This window comes from Candidatus Brevundimonas colombiensis, from assembly GCA_029202665.1.
In the GTDB taxonomy this organism is placed as follows: Bacteria; Pseudomonadota; Alphaproteobacteria; order Caulobacterales; family Caulobacteraceae; genus Brevundimonas; species Brevundimonas colombiensis.
In genome coordinates this window covers 936,006-954,949 of sequence record CP119326.1, presented here as the reverse complement: position 1 = coordinate 954,949, position 18,944 = coordinate 936,006, and the positions used below count along the sequence as shown (strand labels likewise).

The window sequence follows — 18,944 nt, the reverse complement described above, 5'->3', positions numbered from 1 at the left end:
GCAGGGTTAACGCGGGGCTGGGGTTTGCGTGAACGCGCGGCCCCGCTATACCGCCGCCACGATATTCCTTCCCAAAAGCTCATAGGCGGACACGCGCATGGCCAAGATCAAGGTCGAAAACCCCATCGTCGACATCGACGGCGACGAAATGACCCGCATCATCTGGCAGATGATCAAGGACAAGCTGGTCTTCCCGTTCCTGGACCTGGAGCTGGACTATTACGACCTGGGCATGGAGCACCGCGACGCCACCGAGGACCAGGTGACCATCGACGCCGCCCACGCGATCCAGAAGCACGGCGTCGGCGTCAAGTGCGCCACCATCACCCCTGACGAAGCGCGCGTCGCCGAGTTCGGCCTGAAGAAGATGTGGAAGTCGCCGAACGGCACCATCCGCAACATCCTGGGCGGCGTGGTCTTCCGCGAGCCGATCATCTGCTCGAACGTGCCGCGCCTTGTTCCGGGCTGGACCCAGCCGATCGTCGTGGGCCGTCACGCCTTCGGCGACCAGTACAAGGCCACCGACTTCCTGATGCCCGGTCCCGGCACCCTGACGATCAAGTTCGTCGGCGAGGACGGCGAAGTGATCGAACACGAGGTTTACAAGGCGCCGGGCGCCGGCGTGGCCATGGCCATGTACAACCAGGACGCCTCGATCCGCGAGTTCGCCCACGCCAGCTTCGCCTATGGCCTGCAGCGCAACTATCCGGTCTATCTGTCGACCAAGAACACGATCCTGAAAGCCTATGACGGCCGCTTCAAGGACCTGTTCCAAGAGGTGTTCGACGAACACTACGCCGCCGAGTTCAAGGCGCGCGGCCTGACCTATGAACACCGTCTGATCGACGACATGGTCGCGGCCGCGATGAAGTGGTCGGGCGGCTTCGTCTGGGCGTGCAAGAACTATGACGGCGACGTGCAGTCGGACGTGGTGGCGCAAGGCTTCGGCTCGCTGGGCCTGATGACCTCGGTCCTGATGACGCCGGACGGCAAGGTGCTGGAGACGGAAGCCGCCCACGGCACCGTGACCCGCCACTATCGCCAGCACCAGAAGGGCGAGGCCACCTCGACCAACTCCATCGCCTCGATCTTCGCCTGGACGCGCGGCTTCAAGCACCGCGCCAAGCTGGACGGCAACACCGCCCTGGACCAGTTCGCCGACACCCTGGAGAAGGTCGTCGTCGACACCGTCGAAAGCGGCTCGATGACCAAGGACCTGGCGCTGCTGGTCGGCGACCAACAGGGCTGGCTGACCACCGAGGGCTTCCTCGACAAGGTGGCCGAAAACCTGAAGGCCGCCCTGCCCGACGTCGGCTAAGCCTCGCAGGAGGTGGGCGTCCCTGCGGCGTCTGCCCCCTCCACCGCTTCGCGGTCCCCCTCCCCCGACGGGGGAGGAGACGGTCCTCAAGCAGCCGAAGGGCGGTAGGACAAACAAGAGACGGTCCTCAAGTAGCCCGAAGGGCGGTAGGACAAACAAGAATGAAGGCCCCGCCGGATCGCTCCGGCGGGGCTTTTCGTTGTGCGGAGGGCCGGGGCGTGCATGATCGGCGATAATGAGGAAGCGTTTGTGAAGCGGCTGTTCGGAAACCTGGTGCTGGCGGCGGTCGTCGTGGCGGTGTTCGCCTTCTTCGCCGCGCCCGCCGTGGCCTTCTTCGCCATTCGGTCGGCGGCCGAGGCCGGTGACGTGGCGGGGCTGTCGCGGCTGATCGACTTCGGCGCCGTGCGGCAGTCCCTGAGGCCGCAGCTGGCCGGGCGGCCCGAGGCCCTGGCCCCGGCCCCGTCCTTCCTGGAGGACCCCATCGGCGCCTTCCGCCGACAATGGGACCAGCAGAACCCGCTGCAACGGCAACCGGACGTCAACGCCTATCTGACGCCGGCGGCCCTGTCGGGCCTCTTGCGGGGCGAGGGACGGTACGCCAGCCAGAGGACGCTGGCCGGCGCATCGCCGGGAACCGAGGTCAGGAAGCCCTGGCCGCGCCCGGCGTATTGGAGCGTCAACCGCGTGCGGATGGCGGTCGCCGACCAGGGCGGTTCGCGCACCCTGTTCACCTTCGAGCGACGCGGACCGTTCGAGTGGAAGCTGGTCCATATCGGTCTGCCCGAGGGCGCCGCGCCGCTGGTCGCGCCGGTCCGAACCGAGACCAGGCCATGAGCCGCCGCAGCATCCGTTTTCCCAAGGAGGGATCATGACCCGCAAGATCATCATCGGCGCCGTGATCGTCGGGATTGTCGCCCTGGCTGTCGCCCTGTTCGCCTCGCCCTTTCTGACGGCGCAGAACATCGTGCGGGCGGCGCGGGCCGGGGATGCGGCGGCGCTGGAGCGGCAGGTGGACTTTCCGGCCTTTCGCGCCAGCCTGAAGAGCGAGCTCAACGCCCGCGCACGGCTGGAAATCCGTGAACGGGCCAAGGGCGACCGGGGGCTGGCGGCCCTGGGCATGCTGCTGGCGCCGTCGCTGGTGGAGGGGGCGGTCGACAACTTCGTCACGCCGCAAGGCGTCGCGGCCATGGTCAGATCGGGCGAGACGCCAAAGCCGGAACGGCCGACGCCCGCCGACGACACCCCCGCCGCGCCCAAGGACAAGCTGCATCAGTCCTGGGCCTATCGCGGCCTGAACCGCTTCGCCGTGACCCTGACGCGCGACGACCGGCCGAACGACGAACTGGTGCTGATCCTGGAACGACGCGGGCCGTTCAGCTGGAAGCTGGCGGGGGTCGATCTGACGCCCGATCCCATGATGTGAGGGGTCGGCGAAATTGCACTGCACTCGGGAAAAAGGTGCAAAGTGCAAGGTGGTGCAATTTCAGGGCGATCAACAGACGCGCGCGATTCCTGCTCTGCATGACGACGGTTCTCCCTTCCAACCGCGATTATACGCGCAGGCGGACCGGCGGTGGGAAGATGGGCGCTGCCGGCGACTAAGCCTATGAAGACGAAGCCTTTTCCGATCGCGAATAGGATGGATGGCCCCTCTTGCAATGGGAGAAGGGCGTCGTCGGTTCAGGCCACCGCCGCGCGCACCGCCGCCAGGCCGTCCTCGGCCTTGGAGCCGTCGGGTGCGCCGCCCTGGGCGAAGTCGGGCTTGCCGCCCGCGCCCTGACCGCCCATGGCGATAACCGCCGCCCGCGCCAGATCGGCGGCGTTGACGCGGCCGGTCAGGTCCGAGGTGACGGCGACGGTGACGGCGGCCTTGCCGTCCGTCACGCCGATCAGGGCCACGACGCCCGAGCCGACCTGTTTCCTGAAATCCTCGGCCACGCCGCGCAGCCCCTTGCCGTCCACGCCGTCCAGAACGCGGGCGATCAGCTTGACGCCGTTGATCTCCTCAGGCGCGGAGGACGCGCCCGAGCCGCCGCCAAGCGCAAGCTGCTTCTTCAGCTCGGCGACCTGTTTTTCCAACGTCTTGACTGACCCCTGCAGGGTCTCGACGCGGGCCGGGACGTCCAACGGCTGGATCTTGAAGTCGCGGGCCAGGTTGCGGGCGACCTTGGCCTGACCTTCCAGATAGAGGCGGGCGGCCTCGCCGGTCAGGGCCTCGATGCGGCGGACGCCGGCGGCGACGCCGGTTTCCTGAACCACCTTGAACAGGCCGATGTCGCCGGTGCGGGCGACGTGGGTGCCGCCGCACAGTTCGACCGAATAGGGAGCATTGTCGCTGACCAGCGAACGACCCAGCGTCAGGACCCGGACCTCGTCGCCGTATTTCTCGCCGAACAGGGCGATGGCGCCGGCCTCGATGGCGTCGGCGGGGGCCATCAGTTTTGTCTCCGCCGGGACGTTCTGGCGGATCACGGCGTTGACCTCGGCCTCGATGGCGGCCAGTTCGTCCTCGGTGACAGGGGCCGAATGGCTGAAGTCGAAGCGGGCGCGCTCGGCGTCGACCAGCTGGCCCTTCTGGGCGACCTGCGGGCCCAGCACATTCTTCAATGCGGTGTGCAGAAGGTGGGCGGCGGAGTGGTTGGCGCGGGTCGTCGTGCGCTTGTCGGCGTCGACCAACTGGGCGACGCGGGCGCTCATCGCCAGCTTGCCGGCCGTGATCTGGACCGACAGGACGTGCAGATCGCCTGCGTGTTTCTTGACGTCCAGCACCTCAGCCGCACCGGACGGCCACTCAAGCACGCCTTGGTCGCCGGTCTGGCCGCCGCTTTCGGCGTAGAAGGGGGTGGTGTCGAACAGGACTTCGACGATGTCGCCGGCCTCGGCCGCCTCGACGGGCGCGCCGCCCTTCATAATGGCGAGGACCTCGCCCGAACCTTCGACGGCGTCATAGCCGGTGAAGACGGTCGACCCCATCCGGTCACGCACCGCCAGCCATTCGCCGGCGTTCGCCGATTGGCCCGAGCCCTTCCAGTGTTCGCGCGAACGCTGGCGTTGTTCGGCCATCGCGGATTCGAAGCCGTCGACATTGACCGAAAAGCCGCGACGGCGCGCCTCGTCCTGGGTCAGATCCAGCGGGAAGCCATAGGTGTCGGACAGGGTGAAGGCGGTCTGGCCGTCCAGCATGTCGCCGGGCTTGAAGCCTTGAACCGCCGTGTCGAACAGGGTCATGCCCCGGCCCAGCGTGGTGCGGAAGCGGATCTCTTCCTGCTTCAGCGTGTCCTCGATGAAGGGCTGGGCGCGGGCCAGTTCGGGATAGGCGTCGCCCATTTCCGCCACCAGCGTCGGCACCAGACGGTGCATCAGCGGGTCGCCGGAGCCGTCCTTTGGGCCCAGCAGGTGGGCGTGGCGCATGGCGCGGCGCATGATGCGGCGCAGGACGTAGCCCCGGCCCTCGTTCGACGGGGTGACGCCGTCGGCGATCAGGAAGGACGACGAGCGCAGGTGGTCGGCGATGACCCGGTGACTGGCGGCGCGCTCACCCTCGGCCCTGGTCGAGGTCGCGTCCTCTGAGGCCGCGATCAGGGTCTTGAACAGGTCGGTCTCGAACACCGAATGCACGCCTTGCAGCACGGTGGTGATCCGCTCCAGGCCCATGCCGGTGTCGACGCTGGGCTTGGGAAGGTTGCGAACGATCTGATCGTTCTCCTTCTCGAACTGCATGAAGACGTTGTTCCAGATCTCGACATAGCGGTCGCCGTCCTCATCCGGCGAACCGGGAGGGCCGCCAGCGATCTTGTCGCCGTGATCCCAGAAGATTTCGGTGCAAGGACCACAAGGCCCGCTATCGCCCATGGCCCAGAAATTGTCCGAGCCGGCGATGCGGATGATCTTGTCGTCGCCGAAGCCCGTGACCTTCTTCCAGATCGCGGCCGCCTCGTCGTCGTCGATATAGACCGTGACCAACAGGCGTTTGGCGTCCAGGCCGAAGTCCTGGGTGACCAGCTTCCACGCCCGGTCGATGGCGTGCTCCTTGAAATAGTCGCCGAAGGAGAAATTCCCCAGCATCTCGAAGAAGGTCAGGTGGCGGGCGGTGTAGCCGACATTGTCCAGATCGTTGTGCTTGCCCCCCGCGCGCACGCATTTCTGAGAGCTGGTCGCGCGCGGATAGGGCGGCTTGGCCGCTCCGGTGAAATAGTCCTTGAACGGCACCATGCCCGCGTTGACGAACAGCAGCGACGGATCGTTCTGCGGCACCAGCGGAGCCGAATGCACCTTCTCGTGACCGTCGGCCGCGAAATAGTTCAGATAGGTGGCGCGGATCTCGTTCAGGCTGGGCATGGGCAGGTCTTCGGCTCGGCGGTCGCTAAGGAACCGGCGTCATATAGGGTTTTGGCGGGGAACGCATCATCCTCGCGCTGTCGTCCGATCAGGGGCCAAGGTCATTCTATCCACGCGCCATGATCGAACGGGTGTTGAACTTGGGGTTGACGCGTGAGCATCCTGAAGCCGCGCAATTTCGCGCCTCTTGGGGAGGAATGAAATGACACGCGTTAGAAACCTAGCGATGGCGATCGCAGCTACTGCGGCGGCCACCGTGACCTTTGGTCCAGCCGAGGCCTTGGTTCAGGGCTCATGGAACCCCAATCTCGTCGCCTACTCTTATGTCTACTACGCAGATGCGGCGAAGACCGAAGTGCTTGGCTATGCGTGGGACAGATGCGGCGGAAGCGGCAACAACGTCTATGTGCTCAAGCCTTACATTCCGACGGCCTATTATGACGAAACGCCTTCGTACGTTTGCTCAGGAATGGGGCCGTATATGCCGCCTGACTGGCCTTACTGATCAGCGAAGGGCGGTTCGATTAACCGCCCTTATTCCTGTTTCTAAACTTTCGGCGGCGGACCGAACTTGCCGGCCTGATAGTCCTGAACCGCCTGGATGATCTCTTCGCGGGTGTTCATGACGAAGGGGCCGTGGCTGAAGACGGGCTCGCCGATGGGTTCGGCATGGCCCAACAGGATGACGGCGTCCGAAACGGCGGCGATCTGGACCGCGTCGCCGTCGCCCAAAGCGGCCAGATTCCATTGCGGCACGACAGTTCCGGCGACCGAGACCTCGCCCTTGACGACATAGAGAAAGACGTTGCGGCCGGGCGCGACCGGTGCCTGGAACGTCGCGTCGGCGTGCAGGCGGACGACGGCCAGCTGGATGTCGATCAGCGACTGGATCGGCGCCTTGACGCCCAGCCACTCGCCCGAGACCGGCTCGACCGTGACGCCGCCTTCGGTGGTGAAGGTCGGGATGTCAGCCTTCTGCAGGCCGATATAGTCCGGCTTGGTCATCTTCAGCCGCGACGGCAGGTTTACCCACAGCTGCAGAATCTCCATCGGGCCGCCGTCGCGCTTGAAGGCGGCGGGCGACAGTTCGGCGTGGATCAGGCCCGAGCCGGCCGTCATCCACTGGACGCCGCCCGCCGTGATGATGCTCTCGCCGCCCCCGGAATCGTTGTGGGCCAGTTCGCCGTCCAGGATGAAGGTGACGGTCTCGAAGCCCCGGTGCGGGTGGGGACCGAACGGCAGGCCCGCATTGCCCGGCGCATAGGTCTGGGGCCCGTGGTGGTTCAGGAACAGGAAGGGATCGACCTGCTCCAGACCCGGGCCGGGCACGGGGCGGCGCGTGGTCAGGTCGCCGATATCGTCGCGAACGGCGGAGTGCAGGCGAAGGACGGGGCGCGGGGAAATCTGGCTCATTCGCCACATATAGGGTGGCGGATAGAGGCTGGCCAGACTCGGGCGGGTGGCGGCGACGGCGTGCATGCGGCCGTTCTGGACCGGTTCGACCGCCGGCCCAGAGCGCAGCGGCGTTTACGCGGAAACGTGATTCGGCCGAACGGCAAGGCTTCGGCCGGTAACAATCGCCGCTTCTGGCCCGCCGTGCGTTGACACCGGCCCCCCGGGGTCACAAAAGCCTTCGCAACCGCACACGGCGATTGAATTCATTCGCTTTTGAGAACCATTCGCATGACCCAGCCCAGCCCGAAGCCGGGTGGCGCAGCAAACGACCGAACGGGTCGTTTCGTCACCCAACCGAACGGTCACGTCACGCCCCTGTCGCCCCATATGAGCGTCTGGCGCTGGCACGTGACCATGGCCGCCTCCATCCTGTTCCGCGCCACCATCATCGCCGCGACCGTGGGCGTGCTGTTCGTGGTGGGCTGGCTGGGCGCCCTGGCCTTCGGGCCCGAGCATTACGACTGCTTCCTGATGCTGGCCGGATCGCCGCTGGGCCTGTTGGTCGGCTTCGGGCTGACGGCGGTGCTGTTCTCCTTCATCCTGAACGGCGCCCGTCACACCTATAATGACACCGGCAACGGACTGACGCTGAAGTCGGCCAATCTGTTGTCCAACATCGCCGTCTGGGCGCCGGTCCCGCTGGCCGTGCTGTTCTGGGTCGTCCTGTTCGCCGCCGGGAGGGTTTCGCTGTGAGCGGCGCCGTCAAGTTCAAGAACAACGTCAAGGTTTCCGAGCGCCACGGCGCCGGCGAATGGCTGACTGAGCGGGTTCTGCTGGTCGCCCTGCTGCCGCTGGGCCTGTGGGTCGCCTCGACCGGGTTCAGCCTGGCGGGCGCTGGTTATGACGCCGTCATGGCCTGGTTCGCCAATCCGCTGAACGCGGCCCTGATGGCGATCACGGCCGTGGTCTTCTTCGGCTATCTCAGCCTGGCCTGGAAGGTCGTGCTGGAGGACTATGTGCCGAACGCGGGGACGCGCGGCCTGCTGGTCATCCTGTTGAACATCGTCTTCGTCGTGCTGGCCGCCGCCAGCGTCTTCTTCATCGTGCGGCTGGCGCTGGGCTCGGCGCCGCTGCCCGCCGGCTTCGGAGCCTGAATAGACCGATGGCTGCTTACGAACTGATCGATCACGAATACGACGTCGTCGTCGTCGGCGCCGGGGGCTCTGGCCTTCGCGCCGCGCTCGGCGCCGCTCAACAGGGCCTGAAGGTCGCCTGCGTGACCAAGGTCTTCCCGACCCGCTCCCACACCGTGGCGGCGCAAGGGGGCATCTCCGCCTCGCTCAGCAACATGGGCGAGGACAGCTGGCAATGGCACATGTACGACACCGTCAAGGGGTCGGACTGGCTGGGCGACCAGGACTCCATCGAATATCTGGTTCGGAACGCCCCCAAGGCGGTCTATGAGCTGGAACACTGGGGCGTGCCCTTCAGCCGCACCGATGAAGGCAAGATCTATCAGCGCGCCTTTGGCGGCATGACCCGCAACTTCGGCGAAGGCCCGGTGCAGCGCACCTGCGCCGCCGCCGACCGCACCGGCCACGCCATCCTGCACACCCTGTACGGCCAGTCGGTCCGTCGCGAGGTGAAGTTCTTCGTCGAATATTTCGCCCTGGACCTGATCATGCAGGAAGGGACCTGCACCGGCGTCACCGCGCTTCAGCTCGACAACGGACAGCTTCACCAGTTCCGCGCCAAGATGGTGGTCCTGGCGACCGGCGGATACGGCCGCGCCTATTTCTCGGCCACCTCGGCCCACACCTGCACCGGCGACGGCAATGCGATGGTGCTGCGCGCCGGCCTGCCGCTGCAGGACATGGAGTTCGTCCAGTTCCACCCGACCGGCATCTATGGCGCCGGCTGCCTGATCACCGAGGGCGCACGCGGCGAGGGCGGATACCTGACCAACTCGGAAGGCGAGCGTTTCATGGAACGCTATGCGCCGACCGTGAAGGACCTGGCCCCGCGCGACATGGTTTCGCGCTCCATGACCATCGAAATCCGTGAAGGCCGCGGCGTGGGCCCCAAGAAGGACCACATCTTCCTGCACCTGGATCACCTGGACCCGAAAATCCTGCACCAGCGCCTGCCGGGCATTTCCGAAAGCGCCAAGATCTTCGCCGGGGTCGATGTGACCAAGGAGCCGATCCCGGTCCTGCCGACCGTCCACTACAACATGGGCGGCATCCCGACGAACTATCACGGCGAAGTCCTGACGCTGCGCGACGGCAATCCCGACAGCGTGGTGCCCGGTCTGATGGCCGTGGGCGAGGCGGCCTGCGTCTCGGTGCACGGCGCCAACCGCCTGGGCTCCAACTCCCTGACCGACCTGGTGGTGTTCGGGCGCGCCGTCGGCCTGCGCTGCGGCGAGGTGGTGGACAAGGCGTCCGCCGTGCCGTCGGCCTCCAAGGCTCAGACCGACGCCCACCTGGCCCGACTAGACCGCTTCCGCAACGCCAATGGCTCGACGCCCACCGCTGAGCTGCGTCTGTCGATGCAGCAGGCGATGCAGGCTGACGCGGCGGTGTTCCGCACCGGCGAGACCCTGCAGCAGGGCGTCGACAAGCTGCGCGCCATCGAGGCGGCCGGAGCGGACATCAAGACCACCGATCGCGGCCTGATCTGGAACACGGATCTGATGGAGACGCTGGAGTACGACAACCTGATCGCCCAGGCGATGGTCACCATCGAGGGCGGCCTGAACCGGACGGAATCGCGCGGCGCCCACGCGCGCGAGGACTACCCCAACCGCGACGACGTCAACTGGATGAAACACACCCTGGCCTGGAAACGTCCGGGCGAAGGCGTCCAGATCGATTATCGACCGGTTCACAACTACACCATGTCGGACGACATCGCCTATATCGAGCCCAAGGCCCGGGTGTACTGATCCGCCATGTCCCAGCCGCCCTCAGACGCCCAGCCGGATACGCCCGCGCCGTTCACGCTCAGCGCGGCGACGGCGGCGCGTCTGGCGGAGGTCAAGGCGCCGCGGCGTTCCCTGGGACTTAAGCTCCTGCTGGTCTGCGCCCTGGCGTTGCTGATGAGCATTCCGGCCCTGTTCGTCTTCGGCCTGCTGATGGATCGCAGCAACCGGGCTGACCGCGTGGCGACCGAGGTCGGCGACCTGATGGGCGGCCAGCAGACGTTCCTTGGGCCGGTCATCGCCGTGCCGTACAGCCGGATGGCTAACGGGCCGTCGAACGCGCCGGGCGGGCCGGTCGTTCAGCCGAACGTCCCGCGCCTGGAGACCGGCGTCTGGTACGTCTTCCCGACCCAGGGAAAGATCGACGTCGATACCGATTCCGAGGTGCGCAAACGCTCGCTGTTCCGCGTCGCCGTCTATCAGGCCCAGGTCGGTTATTCCGGCCAGTTCGACATGACGCGCGCCGGTTCCGAGGCGCCAAACGGCGCCGTGCTGGACTGGAGCCGAGCCGAGATCGTGGTCGGGGCGTCCGACGCGCGGGGCGCACGCTCCGACATCGTCCTGAAGATCGCAGATCGCACCGTCGCCCTGACCCCGTCCACCCTTGATGCGTCCGTCAGCCTGGTCGACGATCCCGACGTCGATCAGCGCGCCGGCCCGCGCTCCGCGCTGAAGCTGTTCGGGGCGCCGTTGAGCCTGACCGACCGTTCGGGCGTCCTGCCGGTGTCGGGCCGGGCGACTTTCTCCGGCGCCCAGCGGGTGTCGGTCCTGCCGTTCGCGGGGACCACCGAGGCGGGGATCAAGGGCGACTGGCCGCATCCGTCCTATAATGGCGGCTTCCTGCCGACCAAGCGCGAGGCGAGCGCCGGTCGGTTCGATGCGAGTTGGAGCGTGCCGTTCGTCGCGCGGGGCATTCCCGCCGAAGGGGACGCCAGCACACTGGCCCGTCTGGGGGCGGCGGACCTGGCGGTCAGCTTCGTGGAGCCGGCAAATCCCTATCAGTCGGTCAGCCGGTCGCTGAAATATGCGCCGATGTTCATCGGCCTGGTCTTCCTGGCCTTCTTCCTGTTCGAGACGACGACGGGCCGACGCGTTCACCCGGCGCAATACATCCTGATCGGCCTGGCCCAGGTCATCTTCTACATGCTGCTGTTGTCCATCGCCGAACACACAGGGTTCGACATCGGTTTCGCCCTGGCGGCGACGGCCACGGTCGCCCTGATCTCGGCCTACGCCGGATGGACCTTCGACAGCCGGCGGCAGGGCGTGCGCGCCCTGGTCGCCTTCACCTTCCTCTACGGCCTCATCTATGTGCTGATGCGGCTGGAGGACTACGCCCTGTTGGTCGGCGCATTGGCCAGCTTCGCCGCGATCTTCGCGGTCATGTATTTCACTCGCAAGCTTGATTGGTACGGCATCACCGGCGCCGCGACCAAGGACATATCCTGATGGTTCAGCTCACTCTTCCCCAGGGCTCCAAGCCGACGACAGGCAAGGTTTACAAGGCCGCGCCCGGCTCCAAGGACGTCAAGACCTACAAGGTCTATCGCTACGACCCCGAGGTCGATGCGGACCCGCGCTGGGACGTCTATGAGGTGCCGACCGGCGACCATGGCCCGATGCTGCTGGACGCCCTGATCCACATCAAGAACACCATCGACCCGACGCTGTCGTTCCGGCGCTCGTGCCGCGAAGGCATCTGCGGTTCCTGTTCGATGAATATCGACGGACGCAACACCCTGGCCTGCACCAAGGGCTGGGACGAGTGCTCTTCGCACAACATCACCATCGCCCCCCTGCCGCACCAGCCGGTGGTCAAGGACCTGGTGACGGACCTGAGCCTGTTCTACGCCCAGTACGACTCGATCCAGCCCTATCTCCAGTCGGACGAGCCCGACCCCGAGAAGGAGCGCCTGCAGACCCCGGCCGAGCGCGAAAAGCTGGACGGCCTGTATGAGTGCATCCTGTGCGCCTGCTGCTCGACCTCGTGCCCCAGCTACTGGTGGAACCAGGAAGAATATCTCGGCCCGGCGGCGCTGCTGCAATCCTATCGCTGGATTTCCGACAGCCGCGACGACGCCACGCAGAAACGTCTCGACGATCTGGAAGACCCGTTCAAACTGTATCGCTGCCACACGATCATGAACTGCGCCCAGGTCTGCCCCAAGGGTCTGAACCCGGCCAAGGCCATCGCCGAGACCAAGAAGCTGATGGTCGCCCCCAGCCGCAAGAAGGCGGCCTGACGGATCGGACGCCGGGGCTTTGTCTCCGGCGATCCCCTGGGTTAGGAGCGGCGCATGGCCAGCATCACCTACATCGAGCATGATGGAACCGAGCACGTCGTGGACGTGAAGCCGGGTCTGTCGGTTATGGAAGGCGCGGTCCGCAACAATGTGCCGGGCATCGACGCCGATTGCGGCGGGGCCTGCGCCTGCGCGACCTGCCACGTCTATGTCGACGAGGCGTGGCGCGAGGCGACGGGCAAGCCCAGCGCCATGGAAGAGTCCATGCTGGACTTCGCCGAAGAGGTCGAACCCAACAGCCGTCTGTCGTGCCAGATCCGGGTGTCGGACGCGCTGAACGGCTTAATCGTGCGGCTGCCGGAAAATCAGCACTGAAATGACCGCCGCCGCCCTGGTCGATAGGATCGGCGGCTGGATCGAGCATCGTATGCTGCGGCAAGGCGGTGAAGACGCCATGCCCATCATCGGCGTGGCGGGGTGTCAGGGATCGGGCAAGTCGACCCTGGCGCGTGGACTGGCCGAACGTTTCGGCGCCGCGACCCTGTCGCTGGATGACGTCTATCTGACCAAGTCAGAACGGGCGGAGAAGGCGCGCGCCGTCCATCCCCTGTTCGCCACGCGCGGCCCGCCGGGCACGCATGACCTGACGCTGTTGCACGCGACGCTGGATCGGTTGACGAGGGCGGGGTCGACCGACCGGACGCCCCTGCCCCGGTTCGACAAACTGGCTGACGAGCGCGCGGCCGAGACGGCCTGGGCGGTGGTGACGGGTCGGCCGCGCGCCATCGTGCTGGAGGGCTGGTGCCTGGGCGCGACGCCGCAGGGCCCGGCGGCGCTGGCGGAGCCCGTCAATGCGCTGGAGCGGGATGCGGACCCTGACGGCGTGTGGCGACATGCGGTGAACGCGGCCCTGGCGCGGGACTATGGCGGGGTTGCGGGGCGGTTGGACGCCTTGATTTTTTTGAAGGCGCCCAGCTTCGACGTTGTGCTGGACTGGCGCTGCGAGCAGGAGGAGGAACTGACGGGCGGGCCAGCGCCGCCCGCGCGTCGCGACCAACTCCGGCGTTTCGTACAGCACTATGAGCGACTGACCCGACATATGCTGGACGGCGGGATTGCGCCGGACTTGACGGTGGCGCTGGACGCAGATCGTCGGATCATCGCAGCCCCTTGGGGCGTTGAACGTCCATGAAGCTGTTCAAATCCAGAACGGCGACGATGAAGCCGCCCGGCGAAGACCGGCGCGCCTCGCTGCGTCGCGCCGTCAATGCGCGGGGGGTGGTCTGCGGGACCGACATAGAGGTCGTCTGTCTGATCGTGGACCTTTCCGACGGCGGGATGCGGGTGCGGATGGATCGCGGATCGGCGCTGCCGAGCGAAGTCGTCGTGGTCGATGTCGCCGACGCCGTGGCCTATCCGGCCGAGGTGGTCTGGCAGCGTGGCCAGGAGGCGGGCCTGCGCCAGACCGGCGCCAAATCTCTGCGCGGCCTGGCCCCGGCGCGTCTGATCCCCGCGCGCGACGCCTGGCTGAGGGCCGGCGGGCGTTAGAGGCCGGCCGGCATGCATCCGGCATTGATGGCGATCCGCCCGACCAGACCCTTGACGATCAGATCCAGCGCCGAACCTTCGCGGTAGTCGGCGGCGGCGACGAAGTTCACCCGGTCCTCGGAAATCAGGGAATAGACCTTCTTCTGATCCTTCTCGTTCGACCGGGGGTCATAGACTGCGATGGAGAAGCCGCCCTTGGTGTGCATCATCTTCATGGTCGGAACATCTGTGTCGCCGTCGCCGATGAAGATCATCCTGTCGAACGGCACGGGGCGTTCGTCGTCGGGGATGAAGTGGTTGATCCGCTCGTGCTCCCAATGGTTCTTCACGCCCTTGTTGATGCGGAACAGATACTGGGTCTTGGTGGTGTAGTTCACCCCCACGGCGGGCCAGGCGGCCTGATCCTTTTCGTCATAGACGTAATGGGAGGCGAAGACGTGGGTCAGGGCAGGGCGGATCGGCGTGCCGTCGATCATCTCCTCCAGCCCGGCGGAGATGATGTAGTGTTCGATCTCCAGCCCGTATTTGGCGCCGAAGGCGTTGATGCGGTCGAACCACGACAGGTCCTTCAACCCCTCGAACAGGGCGACCTCGCGCCCGTGATCGCGCAGGGTCTCGCGCGTGACCGGCGCGCCGTTCTGGCGCGCGTGGTGCAGCATCAGCTGCATATACATCAGGATGCCATCGCCGTCGGCGTCCTTGGTCAGACGCTCGGCCTCACCCCAGAAGGCGCCGATGTCCATGCCCACCGAGGGGATGAAGCTGACCTCCTGCATGTTGCCGCGGGCCAGGGTGCCGTCGAAATCATAGATCAGGGCGGTCTTCAGCGGGGTTTTGGAAGAGGCCGTGTCGGGCATGAGGCGAAAATCCGGTGCGTCAGTCGAACCCCGCCCTCTATATCAGCCAGCCACCCCCGTCGATTGGCGCCGCTGGCCGAAGGTGGGGGCCGCCGTCTTCTGCTCGGACCAGTAGGCGGCGCCGTCTCTCGGCTTGAACATGGTGCGCGGCGTGCCGTTCCGGGCCACCACGGCGAAGGTGTTGGTCGACGCCTGATAGATCAAGGTGTCGCCGTTCGGGCGCTTGACCGTCTCCACGTCTCGCGGCGGCTTGGTCGTGAAGGCCGTGACCTTGGCCAGATAATCCTCGGCCGAGCGGGCTCCGAAGTCGGCGCCGTTGCGGTCGTACAGGCGGCTGATCTTGGCGTCGACCGTCTCGCGCCGGTTGGCGGTCAGGACGGGTTTGACCTCTTCGGTCGTGGTCGTGGAGACCGAGACACTGACCGGCCCTGCGGCGGCGACGGGCGTGGTCGTCGTTCTTTCACGCGTCTCGACCGCCGACGATCTGTCACATCCACCGGCGGCCAGAAGCAGCCCGCCTATCGCCAGGGCGGCAGCCCCCCTTATCATCGTCTTCATCGCCACACCCTCCAGACACCCGCTTTACGCGACGAAAGCACAACTTGGCTGTTCGCGCAATGTTCTGACAGTGCGTCTCGACGGCGTCATGCGGGGCCGCTAGATCAGGGGTCATGAACAGCCGCCCCCTCACCCACCGCAAGATTCTGCTGATCGTCGGCGGCGGCATCGCAGCCTATAAGGCGCTGGAACTGGTCAGGCTGATTTCAAAGGCGGGCGGGCAGACGCGCGTGATCCTGACCGAGGCCGGGGCCGAGTTCGTCACGCCCCTGTCGCTGGCGGCCGTGAGCGGCCATCCGGTGCGGTCTGGCCTGTTCCACCCGGAAGACGAAACCGCGATGGGCCATATCGAGCTGTCGCGCTGGGCCGATCTGGTGGTCGTGGCGCCGGCGACGGCGGGGCTGATCGCCAAGGCGGCCAATGGTCTGGCCGACGACCTGGCCTCCACCACCCTGATCGCCACGGACAAACGGGTGCTGCTGGCCCCCGCGATGAATGTGCGGATGTGGGAGCATCCGGCGGTCCAGGCCAATGTCGCGCGGTTGAAGGCCTTCCCCGGTTTTCACGGCGTCGCGGTCGTGGGGCCGGACAGCGGCGAAATGGCGTGCGGCGAGTTCGGGCCGGGCCGGATGGCCGAACCCTCCGCCATATTGGAGGCCATGGAGGGTCTGCTGGCCGGCGCCGCTGGACGGCCCCTGACCGGTCGAAAGGCGGTGGTCACCGCCGGTCCGACGTTCGAGCCGATCGACCCGGTGCGGGGCCTGACCAACCGCTCCAGCGGCAAACAGGGCTATGCCATCGCCGCGGCCCTGGCCGAACTGGGGGCCGAAGTGACCCTGGTGTCCGGCCCGACCGCCTTGGGGGCGCCGCCCGGCGTGACGCGGATCGACGTCGAAAGCGCGCTGGAGATGCAGGCGGCGACGCAGGACGCCCTGCCCGCCGACATCGCCGTGCTGTCGGCCGCCGTCGCCGACTGGCGCGTGGACACCATCGCCGGCGGCAAGATCAAGAAGGGGCCGGGCGGTCCGCCGACCCTGGCCCTGATCGAGAATCCCGACATCCTGGCCGGGATCGCCGCGCCGGGCCCGAACCGCCCACGGCTGGTGATCGGTTTCGCCGCCGAGACCACGGACCTGGAGGCCAACGCCCGGGCCAAGCTGTCGCGCAAGGGCTGCGACTGGATCATCGGCAACGACGTCTCTGACGACGTGTTCGGTTCAGACGGCAACGCCGTCTTGCTGGTCACCGCCGACAGGACCGAGACCTGGCCACGCCAGTCCAAATCCGCCATCGCCCGCGCCGTCGCCGCCCGGATCGCCGACCATTTCAAGGACACCGAATGACCGAAGCCACCCCCGTCCAGATCCAGCGTCTGCCCCATTCCGAGGGTTTGCCCCTGCCGGTCTATGAAACGGCCGGGTCGGCGGGCATGGACCTGCGCGCGGCGGTGCCGGAAGATCAGCCCATGACCCTGGCGCCCGGCCAGCGGGTCCTGGTGCCGACAGGGCTGAAGATCGCCCTGCCCCTGGGATACGAGGCCCAGGTGCGCGCCCGTTCGGGTCTGGCCCTGAAGCACGGCATCATCTGCCCCAATGCGCCAGGCACTATCGACAGCGACTATCGCGGCGAGTGCGGCGTCATCCTGGCCAATATCGGCGCCGACCCCTTCGTCATCCGCCGCGGCGAGCGCATCGCCCAGCTGGTGATCGCCAGGCACGAGCGCGCCGACTGGATCGAGGTCGAGGACCTGGACGAGACGGCGCGTGGAACCGGCGGGTTCGGATCGACGGGACGGTAGGACGAGCGCTGCGCGGATGGAGCGATCACACGCGAACCGCCTTTCCGTCGTCGTCACGCTTACTCTGGTTGCGTGTTCGGAGCCTCAGACAGAGAGGGCGCGACCGCCCCATCCGGCAAGTCCAGGTCGGGCCGCCTGTCCTGCCCCTGCGTTCCCGATGGCCGAGATCGAGAATACGACCTTCACGCCCCTCATCCTGGATCAGGGCGTCTATGTGTTCCTGACCAACGGTCGATACCGGTTTCGGGGCGGTTGGGGCGGTTCGGAACAGGGATTCTATCGTGTGTGCGGCGCCGATCTCTGCATCACGCGGAAGGATCAACCCGAGTTTTGCCAAACTTTGCGCCGGACGGCGAAGGGGCGATATCTCGATCCTTCGGATCGAGACGTGGTGTTCGAACCTCTGACGACGGAGCGACGCCTGCCCTAAACCGGCGGCGCCGTCGTCTGCACAAGCGCCTGGCGACGGCGGATGTGTTCACGCCAAGCGGTGTAGAGCCCGCTTGAGGCGATCAGGGCTGCGCCGGCCAGGGTGCTGGCGGTGGGCGTCGTATGCATCAGCCACCAGCCGAAGAGGATGGCGCCGACGATCTGCAGATAGTCGAACGGCGCCACCACGGCGACCGGCGCGGCGCGCAGGGATGCGGTCATGAACAGTTGCGCCAGACCGCCCGCCACCCCGCCGGCGGCCAGCAGGGCGAAGGTCGCCGGGCTGTGCATCCGGCCCACGAAGGGCAGCAGGATGGCGCCCACGACCGACGAGCCGATAAAGAACCAGAAGACGATGGCGGCGACGTGTTCTGTGCCGCGCAACTGCCGCAGGGTGATGGTCACGCCGGCGGTCAGCAGCGCCGCCATCAGGCCGAATGCGATCCCCTCCACGGGCAGGGCGTGTTCGCCGTTCGCGCCGGGCCGCATGACGATGACCACGCCGATGAAGCCGACGGCGACGGCGGCCCAACGGCGGGGGCCGACCGCCTCCTTCAGGATCAGGAAGGACAGCAGGGTGGAAAAGATCGGGGCGGTGAAGCTGAGGGTCGTGGCGTCGGCCAGCGGCAGCAGGGTCAGGGTCTGGAACAGACACAGGATGGAGACGATGCCCAGGGCGCTGCGGCCCACATGCGCCCAGGGACGCCGCGTGGACAGGGCGCCGAGGCCGCCCTGGCGGGTCATGACCCAGATCACCACCACCGGCACGCCGAACAGGGCGCGGTAGAACAGCATTTCCGGCGCGACGACGCCGTCGTGCGACGCCAGCTTCAACACCGCCGCCATGATCGAGAAACACCCGGCCGCCGCGATCCGCAGGACGATGCCGCCGGCGATGTCCTCGCCGGCGGGGATCAGGCGTTCATTTCCCGGCCGCGCAGGCGCGGGCAAGGTCGGCTCAGGCCTGGCCGGTTTCGACCGGCTGCTGGGCGATCTGCTGCTGGCGCGCGATATAGATGGCGGCGAAGTCGATGGGGTCCAGCTGGAACGGGGGATAGAAGCCGCCGTCGGCCGTGGCGCCCGAAATGATCTCGCGCGCGAACGGGAACAGATAGCGCGGGCATTCGATCAGCAGCAGCGGCTCGATGTCCTGCTCCTGAACATTGGCCAGTTGGAACAGGCCGCCATAGACCAGTTCCACGTGGAAGACGGGCTGGTTCTCGTGGGTGGCCTTGATCGACAGCTTCAGGTCCAGCTCGAACAGGCCGTCCGGGCGACCCTGGGCCGCCATTTCCACGCCCAGATCGATGGCGGGCTTGCCGTCGATGCGCAGGGACTCAGGCGCGCGCGGGTTCTCGAACGAGAAGTCGCGGACATACTGGGCCAGGATGCGGAAGCCGGGACCGGCGGGCTGACCCTGCTGGGCGTCGCCTTGCTGGGGCTGTTCGGCGGGAGGAGCGGCGTCGGTCATGAGGCG

The 18,944-nt window shown here is 66.8% G+C and carries 21 protein-coding genes; 15 read left to right on the top strand and 6 right to left on the bottom strand.

The window, feature by feature from the left end; translation table 11 throughout:
• Window positions 1–97 precede the first annotated feature (97 nt).
• The 3 genes from P0Y50_04490 (at window position 98) to P0Y50_04480 (ending at window position 2,741) form a co-directional block, all read left to right on the top strand.
• Window positions 98–1,318, top strand: coding sequence for an NADP-dependent isocitrate dehydrogenase (locus P0Y50_04490; protein ID WEK40873.1), 1,221 nt, complete (start codon window positions 98–100; stop codon window positions 1,316–1,318).
• A 222-nt stretch (window positions 1,319–1,540) separates the two neighbouring features.
• The gene (locus P0Y50_04485; GenBank protein WEK40872.1) at window positions 1,541–2,152 is read left to right on the top strand and encodes a DUF2939 domain-containing protein; all 612 of its coding nucleotides are present in this window, start codon (window positions 1,541–1,543) and stop codon (window positions 2,150–2,152) included.
• 34 nt (window positions 2,153–2,186) lie between these two features.
• Window positions 2,187–2,741: a DUF2939 domain-containing protein gene (locus tag P0Y50_04480; GenBank protein WEK40871.1), complete on the top strand. Its 555-nt coding sequence runs from the start codon at window positions 2,187–2,189 to the stop codon at window positions 2,739–2,741.
• Window positions 2,742–2,998: 257 nt separating this feature from the next.
• Here P0Y50_04480 and alaS read toward each other — a convergent pair whose 3' ends face one another.
• Window positions 2,999–5,656: an alanine--tRNA ligase gene (alaS, locus tag P0Y50_04475; protein WEK40870.1), complete on the bottom strand. Its 2,658-nt coding sequence runs from the start codon at window positions 5,654–5,656 to the stop codon at window positions 2,999–3,001.
• A gap of 226 nt (window positions 5,657–5,882) precedes the next feature.
• Here alaS and P0Y50_04470 point away from each other — a divergent pair, with 226 nt between their 5' ends.
• Complete coding sequence (locus tag P0Y50_04470) at window positions 5,883–6,161, top strand: hypothetical protein (GenBank protein WEK40869.1); 279 nt, start codon at window positions 5,883–5,885, stop codon at window positions 6,159–6,161.
• Between the two features lie 41 nt (window positions 6,162–6,202).
• On the opposite strand, the gene P0Y50_04465 is transcribed toward P0Y50_04470, so the two are convergent.
• Window positions 6,203–7,135, bottom strand: a complete 933-nt coding sequence (locus P0Y50_04465; protein ID WEK40868.1) for a pirin family protein — start codon at window positions 7,133–7,135, stop codon at window positions 6,203–6,205.
• A 204-nt stretch (window positions 7,136–7,339) separates the two neighbouring features.
• Here P0Y50_04465 and sdhC point away from each other — a divergent pair, with 204 nt between their 5' ends.
• From sdhC to P0Y50_04425, 8 genes are read left to right on the top strand one after another with little or no spacing between them, the layout of a single operon-like run.
• Entirely contained in the window at window positions 7,340–7,804 is a 465-nt protein-coding gene (sdhC, locus tag P0Y50_04460; protein ID WEK40867.1) for a succinate dehydrogenase, cytochrome b556 subunit, read from the top strand.
• The gene (gene sdhD, locus P0Y50_04455; GenBank protein WEK40866.1) at window positions 7,801–8,205 is read left to right on the top strand and encodes a succinate dehydrogenase, hydrophobic membrane anchor protein; all 405 of its coding nucleotides are present in this window, start codon (window positions 7,801–7,803) and stop codon (window positions 8,203–8,205) included. Before sdhC ends, sdhD begins: the two co-directional genes overlap by 4 nt.
• An 8-nt stretch (window positions 8,206–8,213) precedes the next feature.
• On the top strand, window positions 8,214–9,998 hold the full coding sequence (gene sdhA, locus P0Y50_04450) for a succinate dehydrogenase flavoprotein subunit (GenBank protein WEK40865.1): 1,785 nt from the start codon (window positions 8,214–8,216) through the stop codon (window positions 9,996–9,998).
• Window positions 9,999–10,004: 6 nt separating this feature from the next.
• On the top strand, window positions 10,005–11,483 hold the full coding sequence (gene creD / locus P0Y50_04445; GenBank protein ID WEK40864.1) for a cell envelope integrity protein CreD: 1,479 nt from the start codon (window positions 10,005–10,007) through the stop codon (window positions 11,481–11,483).
• Window positions 11,483–12,277: a succinate dehydrogenase iron-sulfur subunit gene (locus tag P0Y50_04440; protein ID WEK40863.1), complete on the top strand. Its 795-nt coding sequence runs from the start codon at window positions 11,483–11,485 to the stop codon at window positions 12,275–12,277. Before creD ends, P0Y50_04440 begins: the two co-directional genes overlap by 1 nt.
• A gap of 54 nt (window positions 12,278–12,331) precedes the next feature.
• Window positions 12,332–12,652 (top strand): 2Fe-2S iron-sulfur cluster-binding protein, encoded by a 321-nt coding sequence (locus tag P0Y50_04435; protein WEK40862.1) that lies wholly within the window; start codon window positions 12,332–12,334, stop codon window positions 12,650–12,652.
• A 1-nt stretch (window position 12,653) separates the two neighbouring features.
• The gene (locus P0Y50_04430) at window positions 12,654–13,469 is read left to right on the top strand and encodes a kinase (protein ID WEK40861.1); all 816 of its coding nucleotides are present in this window, start codon (window positions 12,654–12,656) and stop codon (window positions 13,467–13,469) included.
• On the top strand, window positions 13,466–13,825 hold the full coding sequence (locus tag P0Y50_04425; GenBank protein ID WEK40860.1) for a PilZ domain-containing protein: 360 nt from the start codon (window positions 13,466–13,468) through the stop codon (window positions 13,823–13,825). Before P0Y50_04430 ends, P0Y50_04425 begins: the two co-directional genes overlap by 4 nt.
• On the opposite strand, the gene P0Y50_04420 is transcribed toward P0Y50_04425, so the two are convergent.
• Window positions 13,822–14,682: an HAD family hydrolase gene (locus tag P0Y50_04420; protein WEK40859.1), complete on the bottom strand. Its 861-nt coding sequence runs from the start codon at window positions 14,680–14,682 to the stop codon at window positions 13,822–13,824. The two genes, P0Y50_04425 and P0Y50_04420, sit on opposite strands and share 4 nt — an antisense overlap.
• Window positions 14,683–14,724: 42 nt before the next feature.
• Entirely contained in the window at window positions 14,725–15,240 is a 516-nt protein-coding gene (locus tag P0Y50_04415) for an S-type pyocin family protein (GenBank protein ID WEK40858.1), read from the bottom strand.
• 113 nt (window positions 15,241–15,353) lie between these two features.
• On the opposite strand from P0Y50_04415, the gene coaBC reads away from it, so the two are divergent.
• From coaBC to P0Y50_04400, 3 genes are all read left to right on the top strand, one after another.
• On the top strand, window positions 15,354–16,583 hold the full coding sequence (gene coaBC, locus P0Y50_04410; GenBank protein ID WEK40857.1) for a bifunctional phosphopantothenoylcysteine decarboxylase/phosphopantothenate--cysteine ligase CoaBC: 1,230 nt from the start codon (window positions 15,354–15,356) through the stop codon (window positions 16,581–16,583).
• Window positions 16,580–17,038 carry a dUTP diphosphatase gene (gene dut / locus P0Y50_04405; GenBank protein WEK40856.1) on the top strand — a complete coding sequence of 153 codons (459 nt, stop codon included), beginning with the start codon at window positions 16,580–16,582 and terminating at the stop codon, window positions 17,036–17,038. Before coaBC ends, dut begins: the two co-directional genes overlap by 4 nt.
• Window positions 17,039–17,195: 157 nt before the next feature.
• Window positions 17,196–17,468 (top strand): hypothetical protein, encoded by a 273-nt coding sequence (locus P0Y50_04400; protein WEK40855.1) that lies wholly within the window; start codon window positions 17,196–17,198, stop codon window positions 17,466–17,468.
• Here the strand turns inward: P0Y50_04400 and P0Y50_04395 are convergent.
• Both P0Y50_04395 and secB read right to left on the bottom strand, forming a co-directional pair.
• A complete protein-coding gene (locus P0Y50_04395; GenBank protein ID WEK40854.1) occupies window positions 17,465–18,418 on the bottom strand; it encodes a DMT family transporter in 954 nt (317 codons plus the stop codon). The genes P0Y50_04400 and P0Y50_04395 overlap by 4 nt on opposite strands.
• A gap of 7 nt (window positions 18,419–18,425) precedes the next feature.
• A complete protein-coding gene (gene secB, locus P0Y50_04390; GenBank protein WEK40853.1) occupies window positions 18,426–18,938 on the bottom strand; it encodes a protein-export chaperone SecB in 513 nt (170 codons plus the stop codon).
• Window positions 18,939–18,944: the final 6 nt, after the last annotated feature.